Origin of the sequence: Bradyrhizobium semiaridum (assembly GCF_020329505.1) — a bacterium.
In the GTDB taxonomy this organism is placed as follows: Bacteria; Pseudomonadota; Alphaproteobacteria; order Rhizobiales; family Xanthobacteraceae; genus Bradyrhizobium; species Bradyrhizobium semiaridum.
Map to the genome: position 1 here is coordinate 248991 of NZ_JAGKJJ010000005.1, position 11457 is coordinate 260447.

15 protein-coding genes are annotated in these 11457 nt (G+C 64.8%); 10 read left to right on the plus strand and 5 right to left on the minus strand.

Annotated elements, in window-relative coordinates:
- Positions 1-114 precede the first annotated feature (114 nt).
- Both J6500_RS08775 and J6500_RS08780 read left to right on the plus strand, forming a co-directional pair.
- Positions 115-1041 carry a quinoprotein relay system zinc metallohydrolase 2 gene (locus J6500_RS08775; RefSeq protein ID WP_225712282.1) on the plus strand — a complete coding sequence of 309 codons (927 nt, stop codon included), beginning with the start codon at positions 115-117 and terminating at the stop codon, positions 1039-1041.
- 47 nt (positions 1042-1088) lie between these two features.
- Entirely contained in the window at positions 1089-1931 is an 843-nt protein-coding gene (locus tag J6500_RS08780; RefSeq protein WP_225712283.1) for a quinoprotein dehydrogenase-associated SoxYZ-like carrier, read from the plus strand.
- 76 nt (positions 1932-2007) lie between these two features.
- Here J6500_RS08780 and J6500_RS08785 read toward each other — a convergent pair whose 3' ends face one another.
- Positions 2008-2367, minus strand: coding sequence for a hypothetical protein (locus J6500_RS08785; protein WP_225712284.1), 360 nt, complete (start codon positions 2365-2367; stop codon positions 2008-2010).
- A 135-nt stretch (positions 2368-2502) separates the two neighbouring features.
- Between J6500_RS08785 and J6500_RS08790 the strand changes: the two genes are divergently transcribed.
- Genes J6500_RS08790 through J6500_RS08805 form a run of 4 tightly spaced genes read left to right on the plus strand, consistent with a single transcriptional unit; the run spans position 2503 to position 5284 of the window.
- Positions 2503-3435 carry an ABC transporter substrate-binding protein gene (locus J6500_RS08790; protein ID WP_376707774.1) on the plus strand — a complete coding sequence of 311 codons (933 nt, stop codon included), beginning with the start codon at positions 2503-2505 and terminating at the stop codon, positions 3433-3435.
- Positions 3436-3437: 2 nt separating this feature from the next.
- Positions 3438-4175: an ABC transporter permease gene (locus tag J6500_RS08795; protein WP_225712286.1), complete on the plus strand. Its 738-nt coding sequence runs from the start codon at positions 3438-3440 to the stop codon at positions 4173-4175.
- Positions 4165-4875 (plus strand): ABC transporter ATP-binding protein, encoded by a 711-nt coding sequence (locus tag J6500_RS08800; RefSeq protein ID WP_225712287.1) that lies wholly within the window; start codon positions 4165-4167, stop codon positions 4873-4875. Before J6500_RS08795 ends, J6500_RS08800 begins: the two co-directional genes overlap by 11 nt.
- Before the next feature lie 55 nt (positions 4876-4930).
- Positions 4931-5284 (plus strand): hypothetical protein, encoded by a 354-nt coding sequence (locus J6500_RS08805; protein WP_225712288.1) that lies wholly within the window; start codon positions 4931-4933, stop codon positions 5282-5284.
- 15 nt (positions 5285-5299) lie between these two features.
- Here the strand turns inward: J6500_RS08805 and J6500_RS08810 are convergent, their stop codons facing one another.
- The 4 genes from J6500_RS08810 to lanM form a co-directional block, all read right to left on the minus strand.
- A complete protein-coding gene (locus tag J6500_RS08810) occupies positions 5300-5536 on the minus strand; it encodes a hypothetical protein (protein ID WP_225712289.1) in 237 nt (78 codons plus the stop codon).
- Between the two features lie 92 nt (positions 5537-5628).
- Positions 5629-6489, minus strand: a complete 861-nt coding sequence (locus J6500_RS08815) for a DUF6662 family protein (protein WP_225712290.1) — start codon at positions 6487-6489, stop codon at positions 5629-5631.
- A 329-nt stretch (positions 6490-6818) separates the two neighbouring features.
- Positions 6819-6899: a pyrroloquinoline quinone precursor peptide PqqA gene (pqqA, locus tag J6500_RS08820; protein WP_035721241.1), complete on the minus strand. Its 81-nt coding sequence runs from the start codon at positions 6897-6899 to the stop codon at positions 6819-6821.
- 334 nt (positions 6900-7233) lie between these two features.
- Entirely contained in the window at positions 7234-7632 is a 399-nt protein-coding gene (gene lanM, locus J6500_RS08825) for a lanmodulin LanM (protein WP_225712291.1), read from the minus strand.
- A gap of 195 nt (positions 7633-7827) precedes the next feature.
- Between lanM and J6500_RS08830 the strand changes: the two genes are divergently transcribed.
- The 4 genes from J6500_RS08830 to J6500_RS08845 all read left to right on the plus strand — a co-directional run bounded on the left by J6500_RS08830 (position 7828) and on the right by J6500_RS08845 (position 11280).
- Positions 7828-8070, plus strand: a complete 243-nt coding sequence (locus J6500_RS08830) for a hypothetical protein (RefSeq protein ID WP_225712292.1) — start codon at positions 7828-7830, stop codon at positions 8068-8070.
- Between the two features lie 255 nt (positions 8071-8325).
- Positions 8326-9990, plus strand: coding sequence for a methanol/ethanol family PQQ-dependent dehydrogenase (locus J6500_RS08835; protein ID WP_225712293.1), 1665 nt, complete (start codon positions 8326-8328; stop codon positions 9988-9990).
- A 13-nt stretch (positions 9991-10003) separates the two neighbouring features.
- A complete protein-coding gene (locus J6500_RS08840; RefSeq protein WP_376707770.1) occupies positions 10004-10354 on the plus strand; it encodes a c-type cytochrome in 351 nt (116 codons plus the stop codon).
- A complete protein-coding gene (locus J6500_RS08845; RefSeq protein ID WP_225712294.1) occupies positions 10351-11280 on the plus strand; it encodes a substrate-binding periplasmic protein in 930 nt (309 codons plus the stop codon). Before J6500_RS08840 ends, J6500_RS08845 begins: the two co-directional genes overlap by 4 nt.
- Positions 11281-11457: the final 177 nt, after the last annotated feature.

An 11457-nucleotide genomic window follows, 5' to 3' on the forward strand; every position in this document is an offset into this window, starting at 1 on the left:
AGATTGCCCGCCACACCACGGCGTGCAACAGGAATAACCCTCGCGGCAACGCCGCGTTGCTTGCTGCACCGCAAACCGACCGATCGCGCGTGCCAACGAAACTGAGGTGGAAACATGGCTCATGGCGGTTCGATGCTGGCGCTGCTCCTGATGCTCGGAGCATCGACCATAGCGCGGGCGCAAGAGGCGGAATTGCCTGTAAGCGAAGTCGCGCCCGGAATCTTCGTGCACAGCGGGACCACTGCGCTGATGACGCGCGAGAACGAAGGCGCGATCGCCAATGTCGGATTCGTGGTCGGCAATGCCGCCGTCGCGGTCATCGACACCGGCGGCAGTGTGCGCGAAGGCCGGCAATTGCTGGCCGCCATCAAGCGCCGCACCGACAAGCCGATCCGCTACGTCATCAACACCCACGCCCATCCCGACCACAGCTTTGGCAACGCGGCGTTTGCCAGGGAGGGCATCAGCTTCGTCGGCCACAAGAACCTGCCGCGCGCCATCGCCGCGCGCGGGCAATTCTATCTCGACGGCTTCCGCCGGACGATGGGCGACGAATTGATCAACGAGGTGCGCATCATTCCGCCGACCGTGCTGGTCGAGGATACGCTGACGCTCGATCTCGGCGGACGCACCCTGGCCCTGAAGGCGTGGCCGGCGGCGCATAGCGACAATGATCTCAGCGTGTTCGACGACAGGACCAAGACCCTGTTCGCCGGCGACATGGTGTTTCTGAGCCATATCCCCGTGGTCGACGGCAGCCTGAAGGGCTGGCTACGTGCGCTCGACGAGCTCGCTGCCATTCCCGCACAGCGCGTGGTTCCGGGTCACGGACCCGTGAGCGAATGGCCGGCGGCGCTGGCCGACGAGCGCCGTTATCTCGAGCGGCTGGCCGCGGACGTGCGTGCACTGGTGGCGGGCGGCAAGCCGATCACGGCGGCCGCCGCGCAGGCCGGCGCCTCCGAGCGGACACGCTGGCAGCTGTTCGACGACTACAACGCGCGCAACGCAACTGCAGCATTCTCGGAAATTGAATGGGAATAGCTACAGCCTTGGCCTATAGTGCCGATACGGCATAGGGTCTTACGCACATGCTCCGACATCGCATTCGCTTGCTTTGTGTTGCCAGCGCGCTCTGCGTCGCGAGCCTGCTCTCGGTCGCGCTGGGCGTTCGCGCCGTGCCCGCGGCCGAGACCTATGATCCGTGGCCCGGCCTCGTCCAGGACATCTTCAACAACCGCCCGATCAATGACGGCAGCGACGTGATCGGCATCGAGATGCCGGCCCGTGCCGAAGACGCCGCGATCGTCCCGGTGACGCTGCGCACCAAGCTCTCGCCCGGCGATTCCCGCCGCATCGTGACGATCACGCTCGTGATCGACCAGAACCCGGCGCCGATGGCCGCCAAGTTCACGCTCGGCCCCGACGCCAATGTCACCGAGATCTCAACGCGCGTCCGCGTCAACAACTACACCGACGTGCACGCGGTCGCCGAGCTCAGCGACGGCAAGCTCTACATGACCAAGACCTATGTGAAGGCGTCCGGCGGCTGCTCGGCGCCGGCGGCCAAGAATGCCGAGGAAGCCAATAACCGGCTCGGTCAGATGCGCTACCGGCAGTTCGCGAAGACCGATCAGGGAGCCGCCAGCGCGACGCGCGAAGCCCAGATCATGATCGGCCATCCCAACAATTCCGGCCTGCAGATGGACCAGGTGACGCAGCTCTACGTCCCGGCCTTCTTCATCAACCAGCTGGAGCTGTGGCAGGGCGACAGCTTGGTGCTGGCAATGCACGGCGGAATCTCGATCTCCGAGGACCCCAATATCCGCTTCACCTACGTCTCGAACGGCGCCAAGCAATTCCGTGCCGAGGCCAAGGACACCGACGGCCACGTCTTCCAGCACGAATGGAAGGTCGAGAATCCCGGCACCTGACGCGCGATAGGCGGTCGCCTGAGTTTCAGAAGCGAAGGTTGCAGTTCACCTCTCCCTTGGGAGAGGTGAGCCGAGGCTAGAAGCAGCGTACTTCGGCTTCCGCCTGCGCCCGCCTGAGGTCATTGAGCGCGCTTGTCGCCTGCTCGGAGGTGCGGAACGGGCTGCCCATGTCGCCGCGCACCTGCGACATGCTCAGCACGGTTTCGGCCGTGACATAGCGATCATAGGGGAGCAGCGAGGCCACGATGTCGATCGAGCAGGAACACTGCTCGATCGCCTGCCGGCTCTCGCCGTTGGCCTTCATGCAGCCGAACACATATTCGGCCCGGGCCGAGGTCGGATAGTCGTTCACCTCCTGCGCCCGCACGCTGACGCTCGCCGCGGCAAGGACGACGCCAAGGGCGACAATCGGTCCTAGCATGCCAGCTCGTGCCATGGTCCTGCTTCCTCTTCTCATGTTGCAGGCTATGCTATGGATGTGGGACAGAAAAGCAAACGTTCCGGGAAGGTCGCTCACGAGACAATGATGGGTTCTGTTCGCACGTTGTTGGCAGTGGCCGTTCTGGCTGTGATGCAGGTCGGCACCGCCTGCAACGCGGAGACCATCCGCGTTGCATCGCAGAAGACCGGGACGCTGGCCTGGGAATTGGCGGTCATCCGCTCCCACGGCCTCGACAAGAAGGCCAATCTCTCGATCGACGTCGTCGAGCTCGCCAGCCCCGAGGCCGGCAAGATCGCGCTGCGCGCCGGCAATGCCGACGTGATGGTCTCGGACTGGCCGTGGGTGTCGCGCGAGCGCTCGCTCGGCGCCAAGCTGCAATTCTATCCCTATTCCAGCGCGCTCGGCGCCGTGATGGTGCCGCCCGCCTCGCCCATCAAGACGCTCGCCGATCTCAAGGGCCGCAAGCTCGCGGTCGCCGGCGGCGCGATCGACAAGAGCTGGCTGTTGTTGCAGGCCGCCCTGAAGCTGGACGGCATCGACCTGAAGTCGCAATCGAGCATCGTCTACGGCGCGCCGCCGCTGCTCGCGGCCAAGATGGCCGACGGCGAGATGGACGCATCGCTCAACTACTGGAATTTCTGCGCCGCGCTCGAGGCCAAGGGCTTCCGCCGGCTCGCCGGCATGGAGGACGTGCTCGCGAAGCTCGGCAGCAAGGGCCGCATCGCGATGGTCGGCTACGTCTTCGATGAAGCCTGGGCCACTGCCAACAAGGATCTGGTGGCCCGCTTCATCGCCATGACGCGCGAAGCCAAGCAGATCCTCGCGACGTCGGACGCCGAGTGGGATGCGATCGCGCCGCTGACGGGCGCACAGGATGCCAGCACCCTGCACGCCTATCGCGACCGCTACCGCGAAGGCATTCCGCGCCGTCCGATCGCCGACGAGGAGGCCGATGCCCGCCTGCTCTACCGCGTGCTGGCGCAGGTCGGCGGCCGCGAGCTGGTCGGCAGCGCGACCGAGCTCGATCCCGGCACCTTCTATCAAGCGATCCCCGGAGACTAGCGGTGCTGCGTCTCCTGTCCTTCGCGCTGTTCATCGCAACCTGGTGGATCGCCTCGCTCGTGATCGGCGATGCCAAGCTGCCGGCGCCGCCGGTGGTGCTGGCGGCGATGATCGCCGAAGCGAAATCCGGCGCCCTTTTCCTCAATCTCGGTGCGACGCTGGCCCGCGTTGCGCTCGCCTTCACGCTGGCGATGGCACTGGGGTCCGCGATCGGCTATTTGATGGGCCGTGTCAGCCTCGCCAACCGGCTCGGCGATCCCTGGCTGATCCTGCTGCTCAACCTGCCGGCGCTCGTCGTCATCGTGCTCGCCTATATCTGGGCCGGGCTGACCGAGGTCGCGGCGATCGCCGCCATCGCCATCAACAAGCTGCCGACCGCGGTCGTCACGCTGCGCGAAGGCGCGCGCGCGCTCGATCCGGCGCTCGACGAGATGGCGACGGCGTTTTCGTTTCCGCCCGGCCGCACCTTCCGCCATGTGATCCTACCCCAGCTCGCGCCCTATATCGCCGCCGCGGCGCGCTCGGGGCTGTCGCTGGTCTGGAAGATCGTGCTGGTCGCCGAACTGCTGGGACGGCCGAACGGCGTCGGCTTCGAGATCGGCGTCGCCTTCCAGCTGTTCGATATTCCGCTGCTGCTGGCCTACTCGCTGAGCTTTGCGGCCGTCGTGCTGGTGATCGAAACCCTGCTGGTGCAGCCGTTTGAAACCAGGCTATCGCGGTGGCGGCTCCGTGCAGCTTGAGGTCGGGATCACGGGCAAGAGCTTTGCGAGCGCGGCCGGCAAACGTCACGACGTGCTCGCCAACATCACCTTCACGCTGAATGCCGGCGAGGTCGGCGTGTTGTTCGGCCCCTCCGGCTGCGGCAAGAGCACGCTGCTGAAGATCCTCGCCGGGCTCGACCACAACTATCAGGGACGCGTCGCGCGGCCCGCCGGGGTCAGGCTCGGCATGGTGTTCCAGGAGCCGCGGCTGTTGCCGTGGCGCACCGTCGAGCAAAACGTGCGGCTCGCCGCGCCTGACGTCGATGACGGCAGGCTTGCGGCGCTGTTCGAGGTGCTCGAGCTCTCCGCCCATCGCCATCACTTTCCCGGCGAGCTGTCGCTCGGCCTTGCCCGCCGCGTCGCGCTGGCCCGCGCCTTCGCCATCCAGCCTGACGTGCTGATCCTCGATGAGCCGCTGGCGTCGCTCGACAACGCGCTGGCGGGGCGGCTGCGCGACCAGATCGCGACGCTGGTAGCCAGCCGCCGCATGATGACGCTGCTGGTCACGCACGATCTCGACGATGCGGTCCGGCTCGGCGACCGCCTGTTCTTCCTGTCGGCGCGGCCGGCCCGGATCCTTCATGTCGAGACGATCGCGGCGCCGCGGGCGGAACGAAGCGAGAAGGAGATCGGCGCGATCAAGGCGCGGCTGTCGCAGTTGGACCTTGCAAATATCTGAGACGCGGTCATCCTCGATGACAATGTTGCCCGATGAAAACGCCGGAGGATTCTCGATGTCGCGCGTGCTGATCGTTGTGGGTGCCGTCTTGCTGGCGCTGCCGTGCACAGCGCTAGCCCAGACCAAGGGCAAAGGCATCCGCCTGTGGAATCTGACCAGCGCGACGATTACCGAATTCCAGCTGTCGCCGGCCGGCAAGAACGAGTGGGGTCCGAACCAGACGCTGAACGACAAGGACAAGGAGGTCGATCACGACGAGCGTCTGCGCATCAACGGGGTCGAGCCCGGCCGCTACGACGCCAAGATCGGCTATGGCGGCGCCAAGCAGTGCTTCGTCCGCGGCATCGAGATCAGGGCCGACGCCGTGTTCTCGGTCTCCGACAAGGACCTCAAGGACTGCAACAAGTAAGCAAGCGACCTTCGGCTAGCCCGCCGACGGCACGCGATCCGCGCCGGCGCGGTCGTTGCGATGCGGATATTCGCAGCGCCACTTCACGGCGGTCCATTTCGGGTGCTCACCGATCCATTGCGCGATGTAAGGCGGCGCCGCCATCGCGCATTGCTGCGGAGACCCATTCCAGTTGAACAACAGGTGCTGCTCTTCGCAATTGGCGGGCGACAGCACGGCACATACCGTGACGACGAGATCGATCATGCGCAATCCTTAAGCGTGCCCTCGAAATAGATAACACTGCGAAATACGGAATCCGGCAAGTTCGGGTTTCACAGCCCCGTGAAGCGACGGGAACCGGCCTAAAAGTTCACACCAAACACCAATCTGGCCTGGTGGCGCTCGAAATTGGCCAGGTCTAACGCGGCATTGCTGCCGGGCCGCTGCCCCCAGGCCTGGATCCCCCAGGTCGCGGTCAGGCGCGAGCGTTCGGACAACTGGAAATAGGCGGTCGGGCCGATGAACAGGGCCTGCCCGGCCAGCTCGTCGAGACCGATGCCCTCATACTTCCTGAAATAGCGCGCCTCCCCGCCAAGCAGAACGTTCGGCCGCACCTTCGCCATCAGGCCGAAGGCGACGCCGATCGTGGCGTCCTGATCGGAGGTGCCGGTCCGCGGCAGCCGCGTCCATTCCGGCTCGTAGCTCACATTCAGGGCGGCGAGCAGGGTGTCCGGGACGATCTCGCGGTCGAATGCCAGCGTCAGCTCGGTGCCGTAGCTGCGGACCGCAGCCGCGGTGGTTTCGTCGACGCGATCGGCCCGCGTCTCCAGCGCCAGCGTCATGCCGAACGGCGCGGCCTCGCGATCGAGGAAGCGATAGCGAAAATCGACCGACACGCCCTGCCACGACAATTGCCGGCGGTCCTCGAACCCCGGCGCGCCCTTGATGTCATGGGCCATGAACGCCGCTGCCAGCTCGACGCGGACGTTCGGCACCGGCACGAACTCGGCCTCCAGCTCCTGGTTCAACGTGCCGTAGCGGCCGCCATCCTTGGCGAAGCGCCCGGTGGTCTGGCTCTGGAATTCGCGCTCGCCGACGGTGCCGACATCGGAGCCGATCATGAAGCCGAAGATGTGCTCGGTGTCGAAGCCCTCGGCCCGCGCGGCCAACGGCAGCGCAGCAACGGCAAGCCCAGCGCAGAACACCCGCGCCCGACGCGGCATTTTGATTCCAGGATTCATCGTCGCGACGAGGTCCGCCCACATTTCGAACCGCACCCTAAAGCATGATCCGGAAAAGTGAGAAGCGGTTTTCCGAAAAGATCATGCGCAAACAAAGAGCTAAAGCGCGATGACGATTTAGCCAAATCTCATCGCGCTTTTGGGTGCAAACCGACGCGGTCGCCAACGCTATGGATGGCGGTGCAAACCTCGATGCAAGGGTTTTGGAGGGAGGGATTCGAGTGGCGGCATCTGCCGCGCAAGACGCCTGCCACGGCTCGTGCAGCAAGCTGCACAAACCGGGCAGGACGCCTTCAGGTCACTTGTTCAGGTCACTTGCGCGCGGCGCAGGCGTACATGTTGATTTCCATGCCCACCGGCACTTCCACGATCTTAGGGGTCTTCCAGGTCATTTCCGTGCTCCCAAGTAAGCTGGCGCAAAGTTCACGCCGCGCCGGAAGCTAGGACTGCACCCCGGACAGCGCAAGCAAGGCAGCGGCGGGCCGACTTCGCTGCTGGACATGCCGAAACGGCCGCGGGCTTGCTGACGCCTACGGGGGTAGATGCAGTTGGGAAAGGCCGGCATTGTTGTGACAGGCCTTTTCCAGCTTCCGCAGCGCAACGTATCAATAACAAGACCAGATCGTCGCGCTCGCGTCTTGCCCAGGAGTGAAATCAGAAATTTTTTGTTATCTACCGGATCGCGACGCAATCCCGCCCTCCGGGTGGCAGCCGCCTTCGCCGGCTTTATTTGAGCAGGCGCAGCAATGACCGGCCGGCGCGCGATCTCAACTCCTTCGCATCCAGTGTGCCGTCGTTGTCGGGATCGGCCGCCTTGAAACGCTGCTCGACGACGGCGAGGTACTCGTCGAGCGTCAGTGTGCCGTCGTGATCCGGATCGGCCGCGGCGAGTTCTTTGGCGGTCAGCCGGCCGCGCAACTCGCGGGCGTCGAGGGTGCCGTCACGATCCGGGTCGAGCTTTGCGAACAGCGCAGCAGCCGCCTTCTTGGCTTCGGCAAGATCGACCGTGCCGTCATTGTCGGGGTCGAGCATCCTGAGCACGCTGTTGCCGCCGGAAGCCGCCAGGGCAGGACCTGACAGCACGACCACGGCGAGGGTCAGGGCAAGCGATCGGCGCGAGATCATCGTTCTTCTCCTTTGAACGGCCCGTTAGGCGATCTGAAACATCGCATACAAGTCGCGATCGCCCTAACGGTTTCGGCAACGCGACCCGTTCGCGCGACCGGCGAGCCTGTCGGATTTCGGGTGGAGGGCCACCGGCCGCGTGGTCATGCTGGCCGCTCTCGATTGCATTGCAGCATGAGAACGAGCGAGACCTATATGCGCGTCACTTCCAAAATTGCTCTCGGATGCTGTTTCGCGCTCGGCCTGCTCGCGCCGGCGTCGGCCCAGAGCACGCGCCCTGCCCCGCAGGACATCGCGCGGCAGGACACGCTCACCGGCAAGGAGCGGCTTGGCCGCAAATGGACCGACGAGCAGCGTATCGACAATTGCAATGTGCCGCTCGACAAGCGCGGCGCGAAATCTCGCCCGAGCACCTGCCCGCGCACGCCGTCGAGTTAACCGGCCGGTTCAAGTCGCGCGCTCTCCGCTCCACCAAGCACATTTGCGCCGTAGCATGTAAACACAACCTCGCACCGATAACGGCACGTTGGCATTGGCATGCCAATGCGTATGCGCCTGATGATAAATCCAGCATCCGCAGCGCGGCCGTTCGCGCTTCACGTTTTCGTATTGACGCATTTTGCTTTCGGGCCGATGGTTGCAGCTGCAACGTCAGGAATAGGCGTGCAGAAAAAGGTCCATTGGGAGGAGATGATGAAACGCATTGCGCTGGCCGCAAGCCTCGTAATCCTTGCATCATATGGTGCAAGCGCCCAGACCAACGAACAGTTGGTCAAGGGGGCGACCGATACTTCAAACGTTCTCAATTATGGCATGGGCTACAATCTTCAGCGCTTTTCAACGCTGAACCAGATCAACAAGGACACCGTCAAGAACCTGGTGCCGGTCTGGAGCTACAGCCTGAACGACGACCGCAGCGAGGAATCGCAGCCGCTCGTCTACCAGGGCGTCATCTACGTCACGACGCACAACGCCACGATGGCGATCGACGCCAAGACCGGCAAGCAGCTCTGGAAGAGCAAGGTCGAATATCCCGCCGAGACGCCGCGCATCGTCTGTTGCGGCATCATCAACCGCGGCGCCGCGCTGTATGACGGCAAGGTGTTTCGCACCACGCTCGACGCCCATGTGATCGCGCTCGATGCCAAGACCGGCAAGGAGCTGTGGCGCCAGAAGGCCGCTGACATCAAGGAAGGCTATTCGATGACGGTCGCTCCGCTGGTCGCGGACGGCGTCGTCATCACCGGCATCTCCGGCGCCGAGTTCGGCACCCGCGGCTTCATCGACGGCTGGGATCCGGCCACCGGCAAGAAGCTCTGGCGCACCTACTCGATCCCGACCCCCGACGAGCCCGGCGGCGACACCTGGAAGGGCGACACCTGGAAACTCGGTGGCGGCTCGACCTGGATCACCGGCTCCTACGATGCGGAGCTGAACACGGTGTATTGGGGCATCGGCAATCCCGGACCGTTCAACTCCGCGGTGCGGCCCGGCGACAACCTCTACACCTGCTCAGTGCTCGCGCTCGATCCGAAGACCGGCAAGATCAAGTGGCACTACCAGTTCTCGCCGAACAATCCGTTCGACTATGACTCGGTTGCCGAGATGGTGCTTGCCGACATGAATATCGAGGGCAAGCCGACCAAGGTGCTGATGGATGCCAACCGCAACGGCTTCTTCTACGTGCTCGACCGCACCAACGGAAAGCTGCTCGCGGCCAATCCCTATGTGAAGGTCAATTGGGCCACCGGCATCGACATGAAGACCGGCCGCCCGATCGAGACCGACGTCAGCAAGGATGCACGCGACGGCAAGAAGGTCGTGGTCTATCCGTCGATCCTCGGCGGCAAGAACTGGCAGCCGATGGCGTATAATCCGCAGACCAACCTCGCCTATGCCAACACGCTGGCCTTCGGCGGCCGCTACAAGACCGAGCCCGCGACCTACAAGCAGGGCGAATGGTACCTCGGCATGGACCTGACCGACCTCTGGGAATGGGGTGATGGTCCGCGCGGTCACCTCAAGGCGATCGATCCGATGACCGGCAAGGCGAAGTGGGAATCGGCCGTCGACATTCCGCGCTTCTCCGGCGTGCTGTCGACCGCGGGCGGCGTCGTCTTCACTGGCGCGCTGACCGGCGAGTTCGAGGCCTTCGACGCCGACACCGGCAAGAAGCTCTGGCAGTTCCAGACCGGCTCCGGCATTGAAGGTCAGCCGGTGACCTGGCAGCAGGACGGCGTGCAGTATGTCGCCGTCACCTCGGGCTATGGCGGCGTGTACTCGCTGTTCTCCGGCGACGAGCGGCTGGCCAAGGTGCCGCCCGGCGGCTCGCTGTGGGTCTTCGCGGTGAAGAACTGAGCGCGGAGCCGACGTGACTGAAAGAGCAACTCTGTTGACGGCGGCGATCCTCGCCGCCGTCGCGACGGCCTTGGTCATGCAGATCCCGGCCGCCGCACAGCAAACCGGTGCCAATGATCCGCAAGGCCAGGCCGAGCAGGGCAAGGTGACCTACGCCAAGAACTGCTCGCATTGCCATGGGCCCAACATGGTCAACTCCGGCACCATCACGCCGGACCTGCGGACATTCCCCGACGACCGGACGCGCTTCGTCACCACCGTGAAGCAGGGCAAGAACGGCAAGATGCCGCCGTGGGCCGATATCCTGAACGAGCAGGAGATCGCCGACGTCTGGGCCTTCGTGGTGAGCCGGAGGAATCCATGAGGGGCTTTTCGGCCGGCGTGATCGCAACGGCCCTGCTGCTGGCGATGGCGCCGGCGGCGCGGGCCGCCGATGAGCCGCTCAAGGTCTGCCTCGACGAGGACCTGCCGCCGCTGTCGGCGCATCACCGCGGCAAGCCCGACTCCGGCTTCGACGTGGCGCTCGCGCAAATGATCGCCGATCGGCTGGGCCGGCCGCTCAAGATCCAGTGGTTCGAGAGCAAGCTCGACGAGGATTCCAGTCCGCAGCTCGAGGCCAACGCGCTGCTCTCCGACGGGCGCTGTTCGCTGGTCGGCGGCTACGCCCTGACCAAGGACTCGCTGGTGGTACCCGGCGTCAAGACCGCCAAGCTGCCGGACTTCGAGGGCGCCACCCGTGACGATCGCCGCCGGCGGATTCCGATCGGCGTGCTGGTGCCGAGCCAGCCCTATATCTACTCGCCGATGACCATCGTGCTCGGACCCAAGGCCAAAGACCGCAAGATCGCCGATATCGGCGATGTCGCCGGGCTTCGCATTGCGATCGAAAGCGGCACGCTGGGCGATGCCATCCTGATGACGTTCGACAAGGGCAGACTGATCGACGACATCACCCATCTGGTGCCCGGCCGCAGCGACCTGCTCGGCGAGCTCGAAGCCGGCAAGTTCGACGTGACGCTGCTCGACCTGCGCCGGTTCGATGCCTATCGGGCCGGCCATCCGGACACGAAGATCACGGCGTCGGGCTACTACTACCCGATCGGCGCCAATCGCGGCTATGTCGCGCTCGAGAGCGACAAGGCGCTGCTGGAGGCCGTCAACAAGGTGCTCTCCGACCTGCAGGGCGCCGGCAAGATCGCCGAGCTCGGCCAAGCCGTCGGCCTCACCTACCTCGCCCCACGCGAGCCGATCATCCTCGGCGACGTCTGGCTGAAGATACTGAATCGGTAGCATTCACGCTCCCTCCCCGTCATTCCGGGGCGGCGCGTAGCGTCGAGCCCGGAATCCATTTCGCAGCCGCTCTGTGGCCTGATGGATTCCGGCGCGTTGGAGTAACGTAGGCATTGGCGGTGGGCTCCCTCTCCCGCTTGCGGGGGAGGGAGCCCACCGCCAATGCCTACGTTACTC